Genomic DNA, 22688 nt, shown 5'->3' with positions numbered 1-22688 from the left:
GGCTAACGGGTGGGTGGCCTCGCGGAAGCTCGCGGGCTACTCGACCATCGAGAGGGACGGGGCGGCCTCGGGGAGGCGGTTCACCAGGGGCGCACCGGTCTTCGCTGCGACAGTCGCGTAGTCCACGCCGGGGGCAAGTTCGACGACGTCGAATCCCGAACCATTCACGTCGAACACACCGAGGTCGGTGATGACGCGACTGACGACCGAGCGGCCGGTGAGCGGCAGGGAGCAGTCCGCGACGAGCTTGGGATCGCCCTTCTTGGTGGAGTGTTCCATCAGCACGATGACCTGTCCGGCGCCGTTGACCAGGTCCATCGCGCCGCCGATGCCCTTGACCATCGCGCCCGGGACCATCCAGTTGGCGAGGTCGCCGTTGCCGGACACCTGCATACCGCCCAGCACGGCAACGTCGACGTGACCGCCGCGGATCATCGCGAAACTCGTGGCGGAGTCGAAGAACGACGCGCCCGGGAGTACCGAGACGGTCTGCTTGCCGGCGTTGATCAGGTCGGGATCGACCTCCTCGTCGTAGGGGAACGGGCCGACGCCGAGGATGCCGTTCTCGGCGTGCAGCATGATGCCCGAATCGTCGGGGAGGTGATCGGGGATGAGTGTCGGCAGGCCGATGCCGAGGTTCACATAGTCGCCGGGGCGAAGCTCCTGCGAGGCACGGGCGGCCATTTCGTTACGGGTCCAGGTCATGACGGTTACTCCTAGGCGTGGGCGGTCTGGTGCGGCTGACCGGGGTGCGGCCGGGTGGTGCGCTGCTCGATTTCCTTGCGAGCGGCCTGTTCTGGGGTCAGCTCGACGATGCGCTTGACGAAGATGCCGGGCAGATGGATGTCGTCGGGGGCGAGTTCGCCGACCTCGACGACACGTTCTGCCTCGACGATCGTGAAGCGCCCGGACATTGCCGCGGGCGGATTGAAATTGCGTGCGGCGGCGTGGAACTGACAGTTACCGGCCTTGTCGACGACAGCCGCGCGGATCAGCGCATAGTCGGTGACGATGGCCTCCTCAAGCACCATCTCCTGGCCGTTGAACGTGCGCACCTCCTTGGGCGGCGACGCCAGCGCGACAGTGCCGTCCGGGTTGTAGCGCCACGGCAGACCGCCGTCGGCGACGAGGGTGCCGACACCGGTCGGGGTGTAGAACGCACCGATTCCGCTGCCGCCCGCCCGCATCCGTTCGGCGAGCGTGCCCTGCGGGGTCAGCTCGACGGTGACCTCGCCGGCCAGGAACTGCCGGCCGAACTCCTTGTTCTCACCGATGTAGGACGCGATCACCTTGTCGATCTTGCGCGCCTCGAGCAGCAGCCCGAGGCCTGCGCCGTCGACACCGCAGTTGTTGGACACGATGGTCAGATGCCCGGCTCCCTGTTCGAGGAGTGCCTCGATGAGATACCACGGGATACCGGCCAGACCGAAGCCGCCGACGGCGAGGCTGGCGCCGTCGGGGATGTCGGCGACGGCCTCGGCTGCGGAACCGGCGCGTTTGTCGATGGTCATGATTGCTCCAGGTGTTCGATCAGTGCGGGGGTGATGATTTCGGGTTGTTCGGCGTTGGCCAGGTGCGCCGCATGCGGGACGACGAGCAGGCGCCCGTCCTTCACGGTGTCGGCGATCTCCTCGAGCAACGGCGGTGGGGTGGCCCCATCGTCGGCTCCGGCGATGGCCAAGGTCGGTGCGGTGATGGAGGCGAGGTCACCACGCTGGTCCATCACGGCGAGCGCCTCGCAGCAGCCTGCGTAGCCTTCGGCAGGGGTCGCGGCGACCATGGACTCGTAGTAGCGGCGCGAGTCCGGATCGGCGGCCAGATACTCGGCGGTGAACCACCGCTGCACCACCGCCTCGGCGACGGCGCCCGTGCCGTTGGCGCGGACCGTCACGGCGCGATCTCCGTATGCCGATGCCGTCGGGAGATACGCGGCGGTGCACAGTAATCCGAGTGATCGCACCCGGTCGGGATTGCGGACGCCGAGTCGCATCGCGGTCATGCCGCCGAGCGACAGGCCGACGACGTGGGCGCGATCGACACCGAACCGGTCCAGCAACGCGATGACGTCGTCGGCGAGATCATCGATCGTGTAGGGCCCCTGCGGGACCGGCGAGCCGCCGTGACCGCGGGTGTTGTAGCGGATGACGCGGAACCGCTCCTCGAGTGCCTCCAGCTGTGCATCCCACATCCGGAAGGTCGAACCGAGCGAATTCGACAGCACCACAACGGGTCCGTCGGGACGTCCGGTGATGGCAACCTCGACCTCGACGGCGCTCATCGGATCACCTCGAAGACCGCGGCGAGCCCCTGACCGCCACCGATGCACATCGTCTCCAGCACGTGGCGCGCCTCACGACGACGTGCCTCGTAGGCGGCGGTGGCCAGGATACGGCCGCCGGTGGCGCCGATCGGATGGCCGAGGGAGATCCCGGAACCGTTGGGGTTCAAACGTTCATCGGTAGCGTCGATCTTCCATTCGGCGAGCACGGCGAGTGCCTGTGCGGCGAAAGCCTCGTTGAGTTCGATGAGGTCGATCTCGTCGAGGGTCAATCCGGCCCGCTCGAGGGCCGCGGCGGTTGCGCCGACCGGTCCGATACCCATGGTCTCCGGCGCGCATCCGGTCACCGCCCACGACTTCAGGGCGAGCATCGGATCGAGTCCTCGACGCTGCGCCTCGTCGCGGGTGGTGACGACACACATGGCGGCGCCGTCATTCTGGCCGGAGGCGTTGCCGGCGGTGACGGTGGACTCGGGATCGATCTTGAGCCGGATCGGCCGCAGCTTGGCCATCTGTTCGACGGAGGCGTCGGCGCGGGGATGTTCGTCGCGATCGACCACCACATCGGGTTTGCCGCGCTTGCCCGGCACGGTGACCGCTACGAGTTCGTCGGCGAAGCGCCCGGCATCGTGGGCGGCGATGGCACGCTGATGCGAGCGGACGGCGAGTTCGTCCTGATCGGCCCGGCTGATCCCGTATTGCGCCCGCAGATTCTCCGCGGTCTCGATCATGCCGCCCGGCACCGGGTGGCTGTCACCACCCGCGGTGAGACGGCCGCGGTCGAGCCGATCCATCAGCTCGACGCCGCCCTGGCGGATGCCGGTCCGCAGGCCCAGGGCGTAGTGCTCGACATTCGACATCGACTCGGCACCACCGGCGACGACGAGCCGCGCGCCACCTGTAGCGACGGCTGCGGCCCCGTTCAGGATCGCCTGCAGACCGGATCCGCAGCGGCGGTCGACCTGCATGCCCGGTACCCCGACGCCGAGTCCGGCGTCGAGCGCCGCGATCCGGCCGATGGCCGGCGATTCACCGTTGGCGTATCCCTGCCCGAGGATCACGTCATCGACGTCACCCTCACCGAGGCCGGTCCGCGCAACCAGCTCCCGCAGCAGCCCGGTGGCCAGGTCGATGACGCTCAGCGGGGCCAGTGCCCCACCCATGCGACCGACCGGCGTGCGCAGTGGCGAACAGATGACGATATCGGTGTTACTCATGCATTACACGATAGGAAGACAATCCGATATTGAGAAGTATCCATTTCACGGTCAGTAAGACGTCTAGAGTCTCAATATGGAGTTGCGTCACCTCCGGTACTTCAGGGCCGTCGCCGAGGAACTGCACTTCGGCCGCGCCGCCGAACGGCTGCACATCGCACAGCCACCTCTGTCTCAGCAGATCCGCCAACTGGAAACCGAACTCGGCGTCGGCTTGTTCGTGCGGTCGACCCGACGTGTGGAGCTGACACCGGCCGGACAGGCCTATCTCGAGCGTGTCGAGTCGATCCTCGACGCCGTCGACGCCGCCGGACAGCAGGCTCAGCGCATCGCGGCGGGACGGCAGGGCGCCCTCGCGATCGGGTGCGTCGGGTCGGCAACCTACTCCCTGCTGCCCCGTCTCGTGCGGGCCCTGCGCGAGGAACTCCCCGAACTCGATGTGAGCGTGCGCGGCGAAATGCTCGCCCCCGCGCAGCTGTCGGCCCTGGTCGCCGGGCAGATCGACCTCGCACTGCTGCGGCCACCGGTCAACAGCGACGAGGTCGTCGTCGAGACGATCCGACGCGACCGACTGTTCGTCGCACTGCCCGAGGGCGATCCCCTCAGCTCCGGCGACGGCGTGCGCGTCGCCGATCTCCGCGATGCGGAGTTCATCGCGCACGCCGGGCACGGCCGCTCGGTGATGAACGGTATTCTCGCGTCGCTCTGCGCGGCGGCAGGATTCGTACCGCAGATCCACCACGAGGTAGAGGAGACCTCGACGCTCGTCACGATGGTGGCGGCCGGCCTCGGTGTGGCGATCGTGCCCGAACCCACCGCCTCGCTCGGGATCGCCGGTGTGAGTTACCGTCCACTCGTTCCCGGGGGACCCACCGTCGATCTCGCGGTGGCCCGGGTGGCCGGCGACCAGTCGCCGATGATCTCGCAGGTGCTCACGGTTCTGCGGCGCGTCGCCGCACGATCGGAATAGACCGTGACACCGACCGACGACCCTTAACCAGAGGTTCCCGGCTGCGAACTGCAGCCGGGAACCTCTGGTTTGTTCGTGTAGGTCCCTCGGGGCGTGTCACCCGATCTCGTAGACGACCTTCCCGTGGGTGTGACCGGTGTCGAGCAGCTCGTGCGCCTTCGCCGGTTCATCGAACCCGAAAACGGTCGGTTCGCGGACCGTGATCGAACCGTCGGCGACGAGTGCGGCCACGGCCCGAAGCACATCTCCGTCGTAGCGCAGGATGTTGAACTTGACCCCGAACTCCTCGTCGACGAACGGCAGCAACGAAATGACGTCGGAGGCCGGATTGGTCACGAACCCGATCGAATCGGCGACGGCTTCGCGTCCGGCGGCGTCGAGCATCTTGACCGGACGGCCGTCGGGGACAACGGCGCTGAGCCGTTCGCGCAACCCGGGGCCGTAACTGACGGGGACGGCACCGATCTCACGCAGGTAATCGTGGTTCTCCTCGCTTGCCGTGCCGATCACGGTGTCGGCGCCCCACAGTCGTGCGAGTTGCACTGCGATCGTGCCGACCGCGCCGCTGGCGCCGTGGATGATCACGGTGTCGCCGGTCTGGATGTCGATCTCGCCGAGCGCACCGTAAGCGGTCATGCCGCCCGCGCTGATCGCAGAACTCGCCGCCCACGACACCGACTGTGGGCGGGGCGCGAGGAACTCGGCCGGGCTGATGAGCGCCTCCGCGTGTCCACTGCGCTCGGGCACGATACCGATGACCTCGTCGCCCGCAGCGAACTCGTCGACTCCCTCACCAACGGACTCCACCACGCCCGCGAATTCCGACCCGAGCCGTGCCGGCGTCAGGACGGGGAGCCCGCCGGAGAAGACACCGGCACGCAGCTTGCCGTCGATGGGGTTCAGTCCCCCGGTTCGTACCTTCACTCGGACCTGACCGGGCCCCGGTTCGGGCGTCCAGACCTTGATGAGTTCGAGTACCTCCGGGCCACCGAACTTCCCGTATGCCAATGCACGTGCCCACATCGAATTTCACTCCATTCGTCCATGAGGCGCAGTCGGCCTCCCCGCACGACTATTGCCACGGTCACACCCGCAGGCATCACCCGGTTCGGGTGATGGGGCGGCCCGAACCGTGTGCTGACGCAGAACTCAGCCGTCTACCAGGGCGAACGCGCGATAGAAGTCGGCTGCGCGGGCGGAATCGAGGTACTCGTCGATCCGGACGGCAAGTCCGCCGCCCAGCCGGACCACCAGCGCGGCGGGCAGTGAGAGAGCAGTGCCGTCAACGGCCAGCGCGGTCAGGGTGTGTTGCTGAACGTAGCCACCGTCGAAGACCTCGACCCGGCGATCGACGTAGCGCACGTCGGTCAGGCATCGCGTGAGATTTGCCAACACCTCGAGATTCGTGGCCTTGTCCTGCTCGGCGTCCTCGGCGTTGTGCCAGACGCGGATCTCATCCGCGTAGTGCCGTCCGACCCAATCGATGTCCCCCTGCTCGATCGCTCCGACGAAGTTGTCGGCCCAGTCTCGAATCTCGTCCGCTGTCATCGCTGTCATCGATGTCATCGTTGTCTCCGTCCTGCACCGACGCGGTGTGCGGTGCATCCGTAAGACTCGGCGCGCAGCGCCGAGGCCACATCACCCGGTTCTGGTGATGTGGCCTCGGCACCGAGATGCTGGATGTACCGGCCGAACGTCCCCTGATGTCAGCGGCTCCGAACTGCAGTCGGTAGTGACGCCGCCACGAAGGTCTGCCGCTGACCGCCCAGGCCGTCGATACCGACCTCGACCTGATCACCGGGCGTCAGATAGTCGAATCGGCCCGAGTAAGCGACTCCCTCGGGTGTCCCGGTGTTGATGATGTCTCCGGGCTCGAGGACCAGATACTGCGACAGGTGCCAGACCAGTTCGACCACGGGGAAGATCATGTCCCGCGTCGACGAGTCCTGCCTCGGTTCATCGTTCACGGTTGACCACAAACGCAGGTCCGCCACGTCGTCGATCTCGGTGGCGGGCACCAGCGCGGGCCCGAGCGGATTGAAGGTCTCGCAACACTTTCCCTTCGACCACTGACCCCCGGATTCGTCCATCTGGTAGGTGCGTTCCGAGACGTCGTTGCTGACCGTGTAGCCCGCGATGTAATCGGCGGCCGAAGTGGGCGACTCCAGGTACCGTGCCCGCTTGCCGATCACGACCGCGAGTTCGACCTCCCAGTCGACCTTCTCCGCTCCCGGTGGGATCGCGACGTCGTCGTAGGGTCCGACGATGGTGTTGGGGTGCTTGAAGAACAGTATCGGCACCTCGGGTGGCGCAGCACCGCTCTCGGCGGCGTGTGCCGCATAGTTCTGTCCGATGCACAGCACGGCACCGGGCTTGGCAATGGGTGCGCCGATCCGGAGTGCTTCGGCACCCGTGACCACTGGGAGTCGGTCTGCGCTGAGAGCTTCCCGGACCCTCGTGATCCCGTCCGCGGCGAGGAAATCGGGCGTGATATCGGGGGTGAGGGACCTGAGGTCGAAGACCGCGCCCTGGTGCTCCACCACCGGGATTTCGGTACCGACGGGGCCGAGTCGTTGTAGTCGCATCAGTCGTATTTCTCCTTGTTCGATGGATCCTTCTGGCCCGCTGGCCGGTACACGCGCACCGCGGTACCGCCGCAGATCTCCGCGCGCTCGGTGTCGTCGAGGTCAGATAGGGTGTCCGCGGTCGTCTCCCAGACCATGTCGTAGTCGGCAGTGGTCAGGGTGAAGGGCCAGTCACTCCCGACCATCAACCGGTGTGGACCGAACTCGGCAAGGGCATGGTCGACGTACGGCTGCCAGCCGGGTTGCCCGAGGTTCTCGCCGGATACCGTCGCCAGACCGGAAATCTTCGCCACGACACCGGGTTCGGCCGCGATCTCGCTGATCAGATCGGCCCAGGGCTGCCACTCCCCCGTGGCGACCGGGGGTTTGCCCAGATGGTCGAGCACGATCGTCAGCTGTGGGTGCCGCCTGGCCAGACCGGGCAGCAGCGCCAGGAGATCTGCTCGCTCCGCGACCGCGTCGAACACCAACCCGGCATCGGCGATGAGATCCAGCGAGTTCTCGACACCGACGCGCGTCAGCCACAGCGCATCCGGGTCCCGGTGAATCATGTGGCGCACCCCGTGGAGCCACTCGTCGTCGGCGCGGCGGCACAACTCAGCCGCGACCTCGGAAGGATCGGCCAGCGGTAACCATCCGACGACTGCGGTGGGAATTGCCGCGGTACGTGCGTGGTCGAGCAGAGTGTCGGTTTCTGCCAGCGAGTCGGCGGCTTGCACCAAAACCACACCTGTGACGGAGTGTTTCTGCAGGTGAGGCTCTACGTCCGGCAGCGAGTAGGTTCGGTAGAGCGGTGTCAGGTCGGACGTCAACCAGGGATATCGGACTCCATGTCGACCACCGTGGATGTCCCAGAGATGGACATGCGCATCTACAATCATCGGAGGCATGGAGTCACGAACTCCCCGTAACCCGCCGCGCGCATGCGGCTCGACCGCTTGGAGGCGTCGGATGTCCGTCACCGACGAAGCCATCGACAAGATCAAGTCCATGATCGTCTCCGGAACCCTCAAACCCGGTGAACGACTGCCCCGTGAGGCCGACCTCGCCGCCGACCTCGGTGTCTCGCGCAACTCGCTGCGTGAGGCCGTGCGCGCGCTGTCGTTGGTACGCATCCTCGATGTACGCCAGGGAGACGGCACCTATGTCTCCAGCCTCGCCCCCGACAGTCTGCTCGATGCGGTCAGTTTTCTGCTCGAACTGCATCAAGACGACTCGGTACTCGAGATCTTCGGTGTCCGGCGAATACTGGAACCCGGCGCGACGGCGCTCGCCGCACGATTCATGACCGACGAGGACATCCAGAAGCTCAACGACATCCTCCTCGAGCAATACGACGGGACCATCGAAGATCTCGTGGAACACGACCTCAGATTCCACGCCGCGATCGCGGTCGGATCCGGCAACACCCTGCTCGCGTCGCTGCTCGAATCGATCTCCCAACCGACGGTGCGAGCACGGATCTGGCGCGGCCTCACCGAGGAGAACGCCTTCGAGCGCACCCTGGCCGAGCATCGCGGAATTGTGGAGGCCATCGCACAGCGCGACCCGAAACTCGCTGAGGCACGGTCGCTTTCGCACATCTGTGGCGTCGAGGAGTGGTTGCGACGCGCCAACGCCTGACTCTGCCGGTGGCCGCAGGCCCCTCACGCCGCCACCTCGTCGAGGCGCTTCCACAACTCGTCGGGTATCGTGATGGCGAGCTGGGCGATGGTATCGTGGACCTCCGCCGCGGTCGCCGCTCCGCTGACCAGTGAGCCCACCGCCGGATGCCGCAAGGGGAACTGCAACGCCGCAGCGCGAATGGAGACTCCATACTCGGCACATGCATCGGCCATCTTGCGTGCCCGAGCGACAATTTCCGGTGCGGCACTGCGGTAGTCGAAGGTGTCCCGCTCGGTGGGGTCGGCGAGCAGACCGCTGTTGAAGACGCCGGCGACCATCACCTCGATGTCGCGCCGCAGGCATTCGTCGAGCAGACCAGATGCGCGGGAATCGAGCAGGGTGTATCGGCCCGCGATGAGAACGCAGTCCAGATCGCATTCCCGGACGAAACGCAACGCGAGATCCGCGTCGTTGACACCCACCCCGATCCCGGTGACGGTGCCCTCCTCGCGCATGCGGGTGAGTTCGGGGACGGCGCCGGCCAGCGCCTGCTCCTGGTGGTCATCGGGATCGTGGATCAGTGCCACGTCGATGCGGTCCAAATCCAGGCGCTGCAGCGAATCCTCCAGTGACCGACGCGTTCCGGAACCCGTGTAGTCTCGTCGCCGACTCCGCGCCGGAGTTCCGAAGAACCCGTCCGTGCCGTCGAGGGCATCCCGGTCGTCATACAGCAATCGACCGATCTTGGTACTCAGGACGAACTCGTCACGTGGGTGTGCGGCGAGAAACGCACCGAGTCGTTCCTCCGACATCCCTGCGCCGTAGTGCGGTGCGGTGTCGAAGGCGCGGACTCCGCCGTCCCAGGCCGCACGAAGGGTTGCGGTGGCCGTTTCGGGCGCGACCGCACGATACAGACCCGCGTACCCTGCTCCGCCGAGGACGAGTTCCGGTAATGCGATCCGCATCGTCGCTATTCGCTTCCACCGAGGTGCCAGACGAGAGGGAGGACCGCGGCCGATCCGTCCGACGAATAGTCGTGTGCCACATCAAGCAGACCATCCATACGCGCCTGCCACTCGATGTTCACCGGGACGTCCCGCAGATCGGCGAGGAGCCGCTGGTAATCCTCACAGTCGATCACGTGGAACAGGTCGAGCCCGTTGCGCCAGATCGACCACTCCGTGGCCCCTGCGCGGCGGATCGCGGCCATCAGTTCGGCCGGAACCTGTCCGTGTGCGCGTTCATAGTCGTCGACGGTCGACGGTCGGAGTCTCGTGTGCAACGCCACCTTCATCACGTCCACCTAGTCCTGCCGGCGGCCGGACGCGAGCCGGGTGATGATCAGTGCCACCAGAATCAGTCCGCCGTTGATGAACTTCAACGAATCCGCGCTGACGCCACCGTAGGAGAGCAGTTTCTGGATGAGGGTCAGGATCAGGATGCCGCAGAACGCACCGACCACCGATCCGCGGCCGCCGTTGAGTGCGACACCGCCGATGACGCAGGCCGCGAAGACCTGGAAGATCATCCCGTCACCCTGACTGACCTGCACGCTGGCGAATTGACCGGAGTAGATGAGACCACCCAGTGCGGCGAGGAGACCGGCGATGACCAGAACGCCGATGACGACGTTGTCGGTGCGGATTCCCGCGGCACGAGCGGCCGCTTGATTGCCGCCGATCGCATAGAGGGAGCGGCCGACGGTCGTGTAGCCCAACACCAGGTAGCCGATCGCGAACAGACCCACCGAGATGATGATGTTCACCGGGATGCCCAGCAGGGTGCCGTTGCCGAGCCAGTCGATCGCCGACGGGATCTTGGTCAGGGTGAAGCCGCCGGTGATGAAGGTGAGCAGACCGCGAAGTGCGATCAGCATCGCCAAGGTGACGATGAACCCGTTGAGGCCGAACTTGACGATCAGCAGGCCGTTGACCAGGCCGATAATTGCGCCGACGAGTAGCGCCATCGGGATCGCCATCCATTCGGCGGCCCAGACGAACGCACCCACCTGGGACGTGCCCATCGTGGCCCAGATCGCGATACCCGGTGCGAGTCCGAACGTCGACTCCAGCGACAGGTCCATCTTGCCGACAATCAGCACAAACACTTCGGCGAGCACGATCAGTGAGATCCCGCTCATCGCCGTCAACACGTTCGTGAGGTTGTCCGACGAGAGGAATTTCTCGTTCACGACGAACCCAACGGCCAGGACGATGATGATCGGCGGCACCAGCAGGAGATCGCGGAACGACGCCCAGCGGATCGGGCGTCGTCGCCGGGTTCGGTGTTCAGACTGTGGTGCACCGGTTTCGGCGGCAGCCGGGGTGACGGGGCCGCGGGGAATAGTGGGGGTATCGGTCTTGCTCATCGGAGTCCTTCCATCGCTGCGACGAGTTCGTTGTCGCCCCAGCCGGGCGGGAAATTATGGACGACGTGGCCGTGCACCATCACCAGCACGCGGTCGCAGTCGCGAAGGTCGTCGACCTCGTCGGACACCACCAGAACACCGGTTCCGGTGTCGGCGATATCACGGACGACGCCGAGGAGCGTCGCCTTCGACCGCACGTCGACACCGGCGGTCGGGGTGATCAGGACGAGGACCGTGGGGGCGCTGGCAAGAGCGCGGGCGAGCACCACTTTCTGTTGGTTGCCACCCGAGAGTCCGTCGACATCCTGCAGCGGACCGTCGCTCTTGATATCGAGTTGATCGATTGCCTTCCGCGCCAGATGATCTCGTAGCGATCGAGAGATACGACCGAATCGTCCGAGTTTCTCGGGAACGGTGAGAGTGACGTTGTCGGCGACACTCATCTCCGGAATGAGCCCTTCGTCGTGCCGATCGTGCGGGACGAAGGCGATTCCGGCGTGCAGTGCCGCACGAACGCTGCCGGGTCGTGGCACGGTGTCGCAGACCCGGACCGATCCCCCTGCGGCCTTGCGCAATCCGACGATGGTCTCGGCGACCTCTACCTTGCCGCTTGCGCCGCCGCCGGCTAAGCCGACGATCTCACCGGGTCCGATGGCGAGGTCGAGGTCAGAGAATTCTCCGGGGCGCTGCAGGTCGGTCACCGTCAGCACCGGCGTCCCTCCGATCCCTGGGTGCGGCGACCGGGCGGCGGCGTTGAGGGACACCGCCTCGCCGGTCATCGCGGTCACCAGATCATCCTTCGACAACTCGGCGACCGGCGCGGTGATGACATGTCTGGCGTCGCGAAACACCGTGATGTCCTGACAGATCTCGTAGGTCTCGTCGAGATGGTGCGAGATGAACAGGAAGGTGACGCCCTGCTCCTGCAGATCGCGAATCCGGCTGAACAACCGCTTGATCGCCGCACCGTCGAGCTTCGCGGTCGGCTCGTCGAGAATGATGAACCGCGCGCCTCGGGACAGGGACCGGGCGATCTCCACCAGCTGACGGTGCTCGACCGTCAGGTCACGCGCAACCGTGTCGGCGTCGACGGGTACCGACCAGGTGTCGAGCAGTTCCTGGGCTGCCCGACGTACCCGCCCCCAACGGATGATCGAGCCGTCGAGTTGCTGCCGGTTGAGGAACAGATTCTCGGCCACACTCAGATCCGGGATGATCGTCGAACGCTGGTACACGCACGCCACCCGACTTCGCCAGGCTTCTCGGTCCGACAGGGGCGGGGCGGGTTTGCCGGCGAAGCTCACCCGCCCCTCGTCGGGAGCGGTGAGGCCGGTGAGCACCGATACCAGCGTGGATTTGCCGGCGCCGTTCCGGCCGGCGAGGGCGTGGGTGCGTCCGGGGGTGACCTCGATGTGAACTCCGTCGAGAGCAACCGTGGTGCCGAACCGTTTGGTGATGTCGTGGGCGGTCACCAGAGGTGCGGTCGCCACAGCATCGTCGATCGGAAGTGCTTGCGTCATGGGACTTCTCCTTGTCTACCCGATCTCTCATCGGCCTCAGCGGGAGTTGTTGCCCCACAGTGCACTGGAGGTCACCGGAACGGTGCTCAGCGACCCGACACCGCCGCCCTCGAGCGTGACGACGGGGGCGGGTAACTGGTCCTCGAGCATTCCGTTGATGCCGGTATCGATGATCATCGAGTTGTGGTCGGTCGGGCCGGGCGAGAAGGTCTTGCCATCCGCCGCCGCGCGGGCGTAGTAGGTCGCATATTGGGCGTAGAGGTCCGCAGGCTGCGAAATTGTGGCATCGATAGAGCCGTCCTCGATCGCCGCAAATTCTGCAGGGATACCGTCATTGGACACGATCGTGATGTGGCCGTTCTGTCCGGCGGGCACCAGTTTGTTCTCCCGCTTGAGCAAGGCGAGTGTCGGCTGCAGGAACACACCGCCCGCCTGCATGTAGATGCCGTTGATGTCGGGGTCGGTGAGCAGTTTGTCTTGCAGGCCCGACGCAGCCCGGTCCCCTTCCCAGTCGGTCGGGATCTCGATGACCTTGATGCCCGGGTAGTTGGATTTCATACAGGACGCGAAGGCCTCCGAGCGGTCGCGACCATTGATCGAACTCAGATCGCCTTGGAATTCCACCACCTTGCCCGCCCCTCCGAGCTTTTCGCCGAGATAGATGCAGGAATTGGTTCCGTACGCCCGATTGTCGGCCCGGACGACCATGTAGGCACCGCCCGAATCGGGCTGGGTGTCAACACTCACCACCGGCACATTCGCACTCTTCGCGGCAGCGATGGCGGGTGCCGCGGCGGCAGTGTCCTGCGGGGCGATGATCAGAGCCTTCACCTCCTTCGACAACAGGGTGTCGACATTCGATTTGAGGCGATTGGAGTCGTTGTCCGACGAGGTGTTCTCGAGTTTGACGCCGGCCTGCGCCGCCTTCGGCCCAAGATAACCCGCGTATGCGCTCCAGAAGTCCGAATCCGATCGGGGCTGGTCGGCGCCGACCAGAACCCCGTCCGCCGCACCTTGCGCGACAGTGGGACCCGCGGACTCGCCACCGGATCCAGAATCGGTTGACTCTCTGGAACATCCGGACGCTGCGGCGAGCGTGATCGCTACGGCACACGCGGCGGTCAGGACTCTAGAGGTTTTCATGCTGTTCTCCTGGATCGGTGGGCTCGTGGGAATCAGAGACGGACGGGTTCGGACAACTCTTCAGGATCGGCGGTCCACACACGTCCGCCGGGATAGAGGTGGTCACGGATGGACTGCTCACGCATCTGCGCCGAGAACCCCGGGTGTCGAGGGGCCCGGTAGCGACCGCGGACGACCTCGACGGGATCGATGAAGTGCTCGTGCAGGTGATCGACGAACTCGATGGCTCGGCCGTCCAGGGTGCCGGAGATCGCGATGTAGTCGATCATCGCGAGATGCTGCACCAGTTCACACAGACCGACGCCGCCGGCATGCGGGACGACCCGAACCCCGAACTTGGCCGCCAGCAAGAGAATTGCGATGTTCTCGTTGACACCGCCAACCCTTGCGGCATCGATCTGGACAAGATCGACGGCGTCGGCCTGGAAGAGTTGTTTGAACATGACCCGGTTCTGGCAGTGTTCACCGGTGGACACCGGCACCGGTGCGATCGCACGGCGGATCGCGGCGTGTGCGAGCACATCGTCGGGACTCGTCGGCTCCTCGATCCAGGCGATGTCCCACGGGGCTAGTTCCCGCATCCAGGCCACCGCGGTGTCGACGTCCCATCGCTGGTTGGCGTCCACTGCCAGTCGTGTGTGCGGCCCGATCACCTTGCGCGCCAGCCTGACCCGACGGGTATCGGATTCGAGATCGAGTCCGACCTTCAGCTTGATCGTCTCGAATCCGTCCGCGACCGCGGCTTCGGCGAGCGCGGCGAGCTTGTCGTCGGAGTATCCGAGCCAGCCGGGTGATGTGGTGTATGCCGGATATCCCTCGGACATCAGCCGGGCGATGCGATCTTCGCGCCCGGGCTCCGCCGATCGCAGGATCTCCAGCGCCTCGTCGCGCGTCAGCGCATCGGTGAGGTAGCGGAAGTCGACGAGATCCACGATCTGCTCGGGTGTCATGCGCGCAACGAACTCCCACAGCGGCTGCCCGGCGTGTTTGGCGGCCATGTCCCAGGCGGCGTTGACGACTGCACCGATCGCCATGTGTACGACGCCCTTCTCGGGTCCGAGCCAGCGCAGCTGCGAATCGTCGGTGAGCGTGCGGGCGAATGCGCCGAGGTCGCCGATCACCGTCTCGACCGGCCGTCCCACCACCATGTGGGCGAGCGAGTCGATGGCGACGGTCTGGACGTCGTTACCTCGTCCGATGGTGAAGACGAATCCGTGGCCTTCGAGTCCCGATGGATCGTCGGTCCGGAGGATCACGTAGGCGGCCGAGTAATCGGGATCCGGGTTCATCGCGTCGGAGCCATCCAGCTCACGGGAGGTGGGAAACCTCACGTCGAAGGTATCCAGTGCGGTGATCATTGTCATTCGGGTCACCCCTCGAGATCCGTGTGATTCATGCCACCAGAATACATCCGATGTTTCTGAGGTCAATACCTCCGATGTATTGAGTTTTTAGCGGTTGATAGCGAACATTGAGCTCGGAAGGTGCGAAATTGCTGACAACACATCCGATCTATGGAGGTCCACAGATGGAAGTACGTGACATGGAAGGACTGGTGGCCGTGGTCACCGGCGGCGCGTCGGGAATCGGGGCGGCGATCGCGGACGCACTCCACGCCCGTGGCGCCCGGGTTGCTGTGCTCGACCGCGTCGGCGCGGACAGCCCTTACCGGATCCTGCGCTGTGACGTCACTCGAGATGACACCGTCACCACCGCGATCACCGACGTGGTGTCCGGGTTGGGGCGGCTGGACATCGTCGTGAACAATGCCGGCATCGGCGCGGTCGGCACGGTGGCCGACAACGACGACGCGGAGTGGTTGCGCGTTCTCGACGTCAATGTCCTCGGCGCCGTGCGCGTTTCGCGAGCCGCCCTACCACATCTGCGGAAATCGCCGCATGCCGCGATCGTGAACGTCTGCTCGATCGCCGCCACAGCCGGACTCCCGCAACGGGCCGTCTACAGCGCCACCAAGGGCGCGGTGCTGTCACTGACGCAGGCGATGGCCGCCGATCACGTACGTGAGGGCATCCGGGTCAACTGCGTCAACCCGGGGACGGTGGACACCCCGTGGGTGCAGCGGCTGCTGGCCGCTGCCGACGACCCCGTCCGAGAGCGCACGGCTCTCGAGGCGCGGCAGCCACACGGCCGGCTGGTCACGGCTCAGGAGGTCGCACACGCGGTCGCCTATCTGGCAAGTCCGCTCGCGGCGTCGACGACCGGAACCGCTCTCGCCGTCGATGGCGGGATGGCTGCGCTACGTCTGCGTCCCCCGGCCTCGGCCGATGCCCAACCGGCCCAGCCCATTCTCGCGTAACCCGGTCAACCCCCGAGCGGCATCAGCGACCGGCCGCGACGATGCGCGCCGCGATGGCGTCGACGAACACTGTCTGGATGTCTTCCGGATTCTCGGCGGTATACGAGGTGCCGCCGGTGGCTGCCGCGATCTGCTCGAGCGCGTCGCTGTCGGCGTCGTCGGAGATCCCGATCGTGAGGATCAGCACCGGCCGGGCCGGGTCCTCGAGCCGCTTGAGTTCGGCGAGCAGTCTGCTGAGGCTGATGCTGTCGCGATCGTCGTTCTGTCCGTCGGTCATGATGATGACCGAGTTGGAGTAGTTCGGGTCGTAGCTGTCCTGCACCTCTTTGAACGCCGCGAGCGTCGTGTCATACAGACCGGTTCCGCCGCCCAGCTGCGACGGCGCCAGTCCCTCGCGAACCGCACGAGCGAGCGCCTCCCGGTGGGTGCCACCGTCGGCCGTCGGCGCATCCAGGCGCCGGATCTGTGCCATCCATTTCCAGTCCTGCCCGTCGCCACCCTTGTCGACGCCGAAGGCCCAGCCACCGATCATCGTGTTGTTGGGGAACAGTTTCAGTCCGGTCATCGACGCGTCGATCAGCAGTCCCGCCCGGGTGGTGTCGCCGGCAGGGAAATCCATCGAACCCGAGGTGTCCTGGACGACGAGGGTTCGGATCGGGACACCCAGCACCTGCCACTGCCGGATCGCCTTGTCGACCTGCGACTGGTCGGTCAGCCCGAGGGTCTTCACCTGGCCGACACCGACGCCGTCGGGCAGCGGCGCACCGTCGGGTGTCCGGTAGCCCGCCTCGTTGAGGGTCGTGCGGCCCGCCTCGGACTCGAGTTGGGCGACGAGTGCCTGCCCGGCCTCGGCAGCCGTGTCCCGGTGGGCCGCGCCGGCCGTGTTGACCAGCGGGTAGTCGAGCATCGCGGTGCCGGACGCCGGCACCGACGCCTTGAGTTCGGAGCCCTGATGGGTCCGTGTGAACAGCAGATATTGCTGTTCGGAGGTCACCACCGGAACCTCCGAGGTGTTGGCCAGGTTCAACCGGGCGCCCTCGCTGTCATTGGCGAGACGGGCGTTGTTCTGCTGAACGGCCAGGACCGTCATGGCATCGGTCAGCTGCTTTTCGGTCAGGGCGCCGCTGTTGACGTCGGCGAGCGCCCCGACGATGGGTGCGTCGCCGGTGCTGGTGTCGATGGGGCTGCCGGTGCGCAGGTCGGGCAGCTTCATCACGTCGACCCAGCTGTCCAGTTCGGGAACCGCCTTGCCGACGACCACCGTGGGTGAGGTGGCGATCGATGGCGACACCATGTTCAGGTCGAGCCGGACCTGAGTGGTGACGCGACGCGCCTGGACCTGCGAGTCGGCGACCCACAGGTCGGGCGCCTGGTCACCGCGGGTCAATTGACCGGGGACGTCGGCGCCGGCGACGCCGGTGACCGTGAAGTCGTAGCAGGAGTTCTCCGAGGCCTGCTGGGCGACCGTACGCAGGGCGCCGGTCATCGCCGGGTCGGAGGCCACCGCGACCGCGGTGCGATCCGAACAGCCGCTGGTGCTGCCTCGCCAGAGCATGAACCCACTCACCAGGGCGACCACGACGATCAGCGCGGCAAGGCCCCACAACCAGCCGCCACGTCGACCCGACTTCGCCTGCCGGTGTTCGAAGCCGAACCCGGTTCCCTGCTGCGCTCCCCGCTTCGAGCGATCAGCGTCTGAGCTGTGACGCCCCATCGCCTTCCCCCTGCACTATCCATCAACCGAAGACCCGGCGAAACGTCGTCAACGATTCCCGCAGGTCTCCGTGTACTGCCATCGCGACCGCCTTGCCGGCCGGCCCGATCAAGGGTAGACCACCGACGTCGACGGTGAACGTCACCGTCGATCCGGCAGCGGTCGGGACGATGGCCAGATCCAGCTTGGCCTTGACCCCGCCCTTGCCCTTGCCCTTGAGGGCGATCTCCTCGTGCACGCGGTACTTCTCGATCTGCCAGTCAAAGCGGATCCGGGTGCCCTTCACGTTCACAATCGACGTCAGCGCCATCCCCTCGAAGAGCTCGTGGGGTGCCGGCACAGCCGAGCGCCATCCGTCGTGCAGCACCAACCACTCGTTGAAACGCATCAGGTCCGTCGCGGCCGCCCAGGTATCTTCGACAGACAGGTCCACATCAACGGAGTCACTTGTCTTGGCCATGGTCCCCGAGCCTAGCGCGCCCGGCGTCGACGAGGCCGCCCGCGCACTGCTGGGCACCCTTCTGATCGCGCACGGCGTCGGTCTGCGGATCACAGAGGTCGAGGCCTACGGCGGCCGCGACGATCCGGCGTCGCACGCCTACACGCGGACCCCGCGCTCGGAGATCATGTACGGCCCGCCCAACCGGCTCTACGTCTACCGGATCCACGGGCATTTCTGCGCCAATGTGGTGACCGGTCCACGCGAGCAGGGATCGGCCGTGCTCATCCGGGCCGGCGAGGTGATCGAGGGCCTGCCGCTGGCGCGCCAGCGACGCCCCACCGCCTCCGACGACCGGTCGCTGGCACGCGGTCCCGGCAACCTCACCCGCGCGTTGGGCATCACCATGGACGATCTCGGCACCGCCCTCGACGACGGTGTGCCGGTGTGCCTGGACCCGGCCTCTCGGGCGACGCCGACGCACATCACCGCCGGACCTCGGGTGGGGGTGCGCCGGGCCGCCGACCTGCCGTGGCGATTCTGGATCACCGACGACCCGACGGTGTCGGCCTACCGGCGCCACGCCCGGGCTGGTGAAGCTAGTGCTGCGGCGGGTCCTGTTTCGGTTCGTCAGAGCCCGGCGTCTGCTCCTCGGCGCCGACGGCCTTCTTGACCGCATCCCGCGCCGTGCCGACATGGCCGGTGTATTTGCCGCCGGTCGCCCCGTCCACGGCGTCGTGCCCCTTGTCGATCAGACTCGGGTTGGCTTTCAGCGTGGCCTTGGCCTTGTTCACCAGACTCGAGAGGTTCATGGCGGCCAGTGTAGGGGTTGGCACCGTCAGTCGGCAGCGCGCGGCCGGGTCCGGGGTGGACCGTCCTCGGCCCGCTCGACATCGCGGCCGGCCACGTATCTGGGCACGATTCGCGACATGAGCTCCACCCCGACGATGCCGACCGCCGCAGACGTCAGCGCGACCGAGATCATCTGCAGATTCGACGAATCCAGCTTGAACAGATCCTGGGTGAACGGCCAGGTGAAGATCACCACGTAGGCCGCCACCGACACCACCAGAAGCACGATCTTCCACCAGTTGTAGGGCCGCGCGACCACCGCCAGCACGTAGAGGGCGACCGCGATCAGGGTGATCAACGTCGCAGTGGCGGCCTGGGTCTGTTCCGGGGACAGGTCGACTGAATCCTGGGATCCGAACGCCACCCCCGAGCCACCCGGATTGACGATGACGTAGGTGACGAAGGTGGCGATGCCGACGATCAGACCGTTGGGCACCGCCTCCCACAGCACGCGGCGTACGAAGCCGGGGCGGGCCCGTTCGTTGTTCGGCGCCAGCGACAGGACGAACGCGGGGATGCCGATGGTGAACCAGGCCGAGATCGTCACGTGGATCGGCTGGAAGGGGTAACTGAGCGTGCCGAATCCGAACAGTTTCCCGGACACGCCGCCCAGACCGACGATCAGCGCCAGCAGCACCGCGTACACGGTCTTGGTGAGGAACAGGTTGGAGACGCGTTCGATGTTGCCGATGACGCGGCGGCCCTCGCCGACGACATAGGGCAGCGTCGCGAACTTGTTGTCCAGCAACACGATCTGGGCGACCGACCGCGCGGCCGAACTGCCCGACCCCATCGCCACGCCGATGTCGGCGTCCTTGAGGGCGAGCACGTCGTTGACACCGTCGCCGGTCATCGCGACCGTGTCGCCCCGCGACTGCAGCGCCTTGACCATCGCCCGTTTCTGGTCGGGCCGCACCCGCCCGAAGGTCACCCCGCCCTCGACGACGTCGGCCAGTTCGGCTGGGTCGGTGGGCAATGATCGCGCGTCCACCGAGGTGTCCGGTGAGCCGAGGCCCAGCGACGCGGCGACCGCACCGACCGAACGCGCGTTGTCACCGGAGATCACCTTGACGTCGACGCGCTGACTCTCGAAGTAGTCGAGGGTGGCGCGCGCGTCGGGCCGAACCCGCTGCTCGAGTACCACCAGGACGACGGGCGTGACCAGCCCAGGTGTGACCGACCCCTTCGGCGGCTCGGTGTCGACGACGACGTCGGTTCGTGCCAGCAACAGGATCCGCAGTCCCGTCGAGCCGATTTCCCCGGCCAGGGCGGCGGCCTCGCTCTCTGGGTCGAGGAGCACGTCGGGTGCGCCGATCACCCAGTTGCCCATGTCGGTGCCGGTCGAGTCGCGAAACGACATCCCGCTCCACTTCTTCGCCGACGTGAACGGTGCGACCGCGCTCACCGTCCAGTCCGGCGGTTGCGGGTATGCCTCGGCCATGGCCTGCATGCTGGCGTTGGGTCGCGGGTCGTGGGCGGCGAGAGCCGCCAGCACCTGCGCCGGATCGGCCACCGTGCCCGGACCGACCGGACGCAGTTCGGACAGGCGCATGCCGTTCTCGGTGAGGGTTCCGGTCTTGTCGGCGCAGACCACGTTGACCCGGGCGAGCCCCTCGATCGCCGGTAGCTCGTTGACCAGGCATTTGCGTTGGCCGAGCCGGACCACCCCGACCGCGAAAGCGATGGAGGTCATCAGCACCAGCCCCTCCGGCACCATCGGCACCAGCGCAGCCACCATGCCGAGCAGCGACGCCTTCAGCCCGCTGTTGCTGATGAAGAGCTGGTTGACGATGGTCAGGATGCCGGCCGGGATGAGCAGCCAGGTGATCACGCGCAGGATCTGATTGATCCCGGTGCGCAGTTCAGAGGCGACGAGGGTGAACTTGGAAGCCTCTGCCGCGAGTTGCGCCGCGTAGGCGTCGGCACCCACCTTGGTCGCCCGATAGGCCCCCGATCCGGCGACGACGAAGCTGCCGGAGAGGATCTTGTCGCCGGGCGTCTTGTCGACCGGGTCGGCCTCCCCGGTGAGCAGGGATTCGTCGACGTCGAGCGCGAGGGCCTCCACCGTCTCTCCGTCGACGACGACCTGGTCGCCGGCGCCGATCTCGATGATGTCGTCGAGGACCACCTCGCCGGGCGGCAGCTCGACCACCTCGCCGTCGCGACGGACCATCGGCATGGTCTGCCCGATGATGGCGAGCCGTTCGAGGGTTCGTTTGGCCCGGACCTCCTGGATGATCCCGATCCCGCTGTTGGCGATGATGATCAGACCGAAGAGTCCGTTGCGCAGGTCGCCGGTGAACGCGACGATCGCGAACAGCACGCCGAGCATCGCGTTGATGCGGGTGAACACGTTGGCGCGGACGATGTCGCCGACCGTGCGCCCGGACCGCGCGGGCAGTGTGTTGACCTGGCCGGCGGCGATGCGTTGCGCGACCTCGGATGCGGTCAGACCCGGGTTGTGTCCCGTCGTTGCGGACACCTGGGTCACGCCGATGGCTCCCACCACGACGGGTGGGCGACACCTGTGCCCGTCCGGTTTCCGAGGTCGATCGTGCCTCCGGGCGGCGGTACCAGCACGGTGGCCCCGTTGGTCGCAGCATTGGGCAGCAGCCGCTGGATCGGGTCACCCCAGGTGTGCCGCGCAAGATTGAAGGTGCCCCAGTGGATCGGGACCATCACGGCGTCGCGCAGATGCTCACGGCTCAGCATCCGGTGAATGGTCACCGCTTCCTCCGGATCGACGTGCACGTCGGGCCACAGCGGGTCGTAGGCGCCGACGGCGATGAGGGTCAGATCGAACGGACCGAGGCGCGCACCGACCTCCTCGAAATGTTCCGAGAAACCGGTGTCCCCGGAGAAGAAGAATCTGTGAGTCGGCCCGGCGACCGACCAGCTCGCCCACTGGGTGAGGTTGCGGGTCAACCACCGCCCGGAGAAGTGCCGGGCCGGAGTGCAGGTGAAGGTGATCTCGGTCGTACCGCAGGTCACCGTGACGGCATTCCACCAGTCGGCCTCGACGATGCGGTCGAGCCCGACGCCCCAGGTGTGCAGGTGCGCGCCGACGCCGACGGGTGCGACGAACCGTACCTGCGGCTGCGCGGCCGCCAGCGCGAGGACGGTGCCCATGTCGAGGTGGTCGTAGTGGTCATGGCTGATGAGCACCACGTCGAGCGGCGGGAGGTCGGCGACGGCGACCGGTGAGCGGTGCATCCGGGCCGGGCCCACCAGCTGCGACGGGGAACAGCGCCGGCCGAACACCGGATCGGTCAGGATCCGCACACCGTCGAGCTCGACCAGCGCCGAGGCATGCCCGAGCCAGGTCACCCGCAGATCGCCTGGCGCCTCGTCGAATCGGGGCGTCCACACCGGGACGGGCCGCCGCGGATGTCCGGGATTGCGGGCCATGTCGAGGACCACGCGCATGTCGGCGTCGACCGCGGGGGCCGACGGCTCGTCGTGGTTGTGGAAGAAGCCGTCGCGCAGGTGCAACGACCCGGCGGTCCGCCGCCGGATATCCTCTACCGCCGCGCCGAGCGCACGAGCCGACGGCATACCGACCCGGGCCAGCTGCGTGGTCACCGCGTGCGAGGCTGCAATTCCCCGCGACGACAACGAGGACGCCGCACGCTGGGCCAGCTCGACACCATTCCTACCGATCGTCGAGGTCACGCTGCCAG

23 protein-coding genes are annotated in these 22688 nt (G+C 66.6%); 4 read left to right on the top strand and 19 right to left on the bottom strand.

The window, feature by feature from the left end; translation table 11 throughout:
- Positions 1–36 precede the first annotated feature (36 nt).
- The 4 genes from GORHZ_RS25370 to GORHZ_RS25355 are packed head-to-tail and all read right to left on the bottom strand — an operon-like array spanning position 37 to position 3495.
- Positions 37–705, bottom strand: a complete 669-nt coding sequence (locus tag GORHZ_RS25370; RefSeq protein ID WP_006338184.1) for a 3-oxoacid CoA-transferase subunit B — start codon at positions 703–705, stop codon at positions 37–39.
- An 11-nt stretch (positions 706–716) separates the two neighbouring features.
- The gene (locus GORHZ_RS25365; RefSeq protein ID WP_006338183.1) at positions 717–1511 is read right to left on the bottom strand and encodes a CoA transferase subunit A; all 795 of its coding nucleotides are present in this window, start codon (positions 1509–1511) and stop codon (positions 717–719) included.
- Positions 1508–2278, bottom strand: coding sequence for a 3-oxoadipate enol-lactonase (gene pcaD, locus GORHZ_RS25360; RefSeq protein WP_006338182.1), 771 nt, complete (start codon positions 2276–2278; stop codon positions 1508–1510). Before pcaD ends, GORHZ_RS25365 begins: the two co-directional genes overlap by 4 nt.
- Entirely contained in the window at positions 2275–3495 is a 1221-nt protein-coding gene (locus tag GORHZ_RS25355) for an acetyl-CoA C-acetyltransferase (RefSeq protein WP_006338181.1), read from the bottom strand. The genes pcaD and GORHZ_RS25355 overlap by 4 nt, the downstream gene beginning before the upstream one ends.
- 76 nt (positions 3496–3571) lie before the next feature.
- Here GORHZ_RS25355 and GORHZ_RS25350 point away from each other — a divergent pair, with 76 nt between their 5' ends.
- Positions 3572–4465: a LysR substrate-binding domain-containing protein gene (locus tag GORHZ_RS25350; RefSeq protein WP_006338180.1), complete on the top strand. Its 894-nt coding sequence runs from the start codon at positions 3572–3574 to the stop codon at positions 4463–4465.
- Positions 4466–4561: 96 nt separating this feature from the next.
- Here the strand turns inward: GORHZ_RS25350 and GORHZ_RS25345 are convergent, their stop codons facing one another.
- The 4 genes from GORHZ_RS25345 to GORHZ_RS25330 form a co-directional block, all read right to left on the bottom strand.
- Positions 4562–5488: an NADP-dependent oxidoreductase gene (locus GORHZ_RS25345; protein ID WP_006338179.1), complete on the bottom strand. Its 927-nt coding sequence runs from the start codon at positions 5486–5488 to the stop codon at positions 4562–4564.
- Between the two features lie 126 nt (positions 5489–5614).
- A complete protein-coding gene (locus GORHZ_RS25340; protein WP_006338178.1) occupies positions 5615–6022 on the bottom strand; it encodes a nuclear transport factor 2 family protein in 408 nt (135 codons plus the stop codon).
- Positions 6023–6171: 149 nt separating this feature from the next.
- Positions 6172–7050: a fumarylacetoacetate hydrolase family protein gene (locus GORHZ_RS25335; protein WP_006338177.1), complete on the bottom strand. Its 879-nt coding sequence runs from the start codon at positions 7048–7050 to the stop codon at positions 6172–6174.
- Positions 7050–7931 (bottom strand): amidohydrolase family protein, encoded by an 882-nt coding sequence (locus GORHZ_RS25330; RefSeq protein ID WP_040533451.1) that lies wholly within the window; start codon positions 7929–7931, stop codon positions 7050–7052. Before GORHZ_RS25330 ends, GORHZ_RS25335 begins: the two co-directional genes overlap by 1 nt.
- Before the next feature lie 70 nt (positions 7932–8001).
- Between GORHZ_RS25330 and GORHZ_RS25325 the strand changes: the two genes are divergently transcribed.
- A complete protein-coding gene (locus GORHZ_RS25325) occupies positions 8002–8673 on the top strand; it encodes a FadR/GntR family transcriptional regulator (protein WP_006338175.1) in 672 nt (223 codons plus the stop codon).
- A 23-nt stretch (positions 8674–8696) separates the two neighbouring features.
- Here the strand turns inward: GORHZ_RS25325 and GORHZ_RS25320 are convergent, their stop codons facing one another.
- Genes GORHZ_RS25320 through GORHZ_RS25295 form a run of 6 tightly spaced genes read right to left on the bottom strand, consistent with a single transcriptional unit; the run spans position 8697 to position 15050 of the window.
- Positions 8697–9620, bottom strand: coding sequence for an aldo/keto reductase (locus tag GORHZ_RS25320; RefSeq protein ID WP_006338173.1), 924 nt, complete (start codon positions 9618–9620; stop codon positions 8697–8699).
- A gap of 5 nt (positions 9621–9625) precedes the next feature.
- Positions 9626–9949 carry an L-rhamnose mutarotase gene (locus GORHZ_RS25315; RefSeq protein ID WP_006338162.1) on the bottom strand — a complete coding sequence of 108 codons (324 nt, stop codon included), beginning with the start codon at positions 9947–9949 and terminating at the stop codon, positions 9626–9628.
- A 9-nt stretch (positions 9950–9958) separates the two neighbouring features.
- Positions 9959–11023, bottom strand: a complete 1065-nt coding sequence (locus GORHZ_RS25310) for an ABC transporter permease (protein ID WP_006338161.1) — start codon at positions 11021–11023, stop codon at positions 9959–9961.
- Positions 11020–12543, bottom strand: coding sequence for a sugar ABC transporter ATP-binding protein (locus GORHZ_RS25305; RefSeq protein WP_006338160.1), 1524 nt, complete (start codon positions 12541–12543; stop codon positions 11020–11022). Before GORHZ_RS25305 ends, GORHZ_RS25310 begins: the two co-directional genes overlap by 4 nt.
- A 36-nt stretch (positions 12544–12579) precedes the next feature.
- Positions 12580–13686 carry a sugar ABC transporter substrate-binding protein gene (locus GORHZ_RS25300; RefSeq protein ID WP_006338159.1) on the bottom strand — a complete coding sequence of 369 codons (1107 nt, stop codon included), beginning with the start codon at positions 13684–13686 and terminating at the stop codon, positions 12580–12582.
- Positions 13687–13718: 32 nt separating this feature from the next.
- Positions 13719–15050 carry an enolase C-terminal domain-like protein gene (locus GORHZ_RS25295; protein WP_006338158.1) on the bottom strand — a complete coding sequence of 444 codons (1332 nt, stop codon included), beginning with the start codon at positions 15048–15050 and terminating at the stop codon, positions 13719–13721.
- A 164-nt stretch (positions 15051–15214) separates the two neighbouring features.
- On the opposite strand from GORHZ_RS25295, the gene GORHZ_RS25290 reads away from it, so the two are divergent.
- The gene (locus GORHZ_RS25290; RefSeq protein ID WP_006338157.1) at positions 15215–16003 is read left to right on the top strand and encodes an SDR family NAD(P)-dependent oxidoreductase; all 789 of its coding nucleotides are present in this window, start codon (positions 15215–15217) and stop codon (positions 16001–16003) included.
- A 22-nt stretch (positions 16004–16025) separates the two neighbouring features.
- Here the strand turns inward: GORHZ_RS25290 and GORHZ_RS25285 are convergent, their stop codons facing one another.
- Both GORHZ_RS25285 and GORHZ_RS25280 read right to left on the bottom strand, forming a co-directional pair.
- A complete protein-coding gene (locus tag GORHZ_RS25285; protein ID WP_040533449.1) occupies positions 16026–17717 on the bottom strand; it encodes a substrate-binding domain-containing protein in 1692 nt (563 codons plus the stop codon).
- 22 nt (positions 17718–17739) lie between these two features.
- Complete coding sequence (locus GORHZ_RS25280) at positions 17740–18177, bottom strand: type II toxin-antitoxin system Rv0910 family toxin (protein ID WP_006338155.1); 438 nt, start codon at positions 18175–18177, stop codon at positions 17740–17742.
- Here GORHZ_RS25280 and GORHZ_RS25275 point away from each other — a divergent pair.
- Positions 18176–18829 carry a DNA-3-methyladenine glycosylase gene (locus GORHZ_RS25275; RefSeq protein ID WP_006338154.1) on the top strand — a complete coding sequence of 218 codons (654 nt, stop codon included), beginning with the start codon at positions 18176–18178 and terminating at the stop codon, positions 18827–18829. The two genes, GORHZ_RS25280 and GORHZ_RS25275, sit on opposite strands and share 2 nt — an antisense overlap.
- Here the strand turns inward: GORHZ_RS25275 and GORHZ_RS25270 are convergent.
- The 3 genes from GORHZ_RS25270 to GORHZ_RS25260 are packed head-to-tail and all read right to left on the bottom strand — an operon-like array spanning position 18756 to position 22680.
- Positions 18756–18968 carry an antitoxin gene (locus GORHZ_RS25270; protein ID WP_006338153.1) on the bottom strand — a complete coding sequence of 71 codons (213 nt, stop codon included), beginning with the start codon at positions 18966–18968 and terminating at the stop codon, positions 18756–18758. The two genes, GORHZ_RS25275 and GORHZ_RS25270, sit on opposite strands and share 74 nt — an antisense overlap.
- Before the next feature lie 26 nt (positions 18969–18994).
- Positions 18995–21517, bottom strand: a complete 2523-nt coding sequence (locus tag GORHZ_RS25265) for an HAD-IC family P-type ATPase (RefSeq protein WP_006338152.1) — start codon at positions 21515–21517, stop codon at positions 18995–18997.
- A complete protein-coding gene (locus GORHZ_RS25260; RefSeq protein WP_040533447.1) occupies positions 21496–22680 on the bottom strand; it encodes an MBL fold metallo-hydrolase in 1185 nt (394 codons plus the stop codon). The genes GORHZ_RS25265 and GORHZ_RS25260 overlap by 22 nt, the downstream gene beginning before the upstream one ends.
- Between the last annotated feature and the right edge of the window lie 8 nt (positions 22681–22688).

The organism is Gordonia rhizosphera NBRC 16068 (assembly GCF_000298195.1).
GTDB classification, from domain to species: Bacteria; Actinomycetota; Actinomycetes; order Mycobacteriales; family Mycobacteriaceae; genus Gordonia; species Gordonia rhizosphera.
The sequence above is the reverse complement of the archived record's forward strand: the minus strand, read 5'-3'. Positions and strand labels throughout refer to the sequence as shown.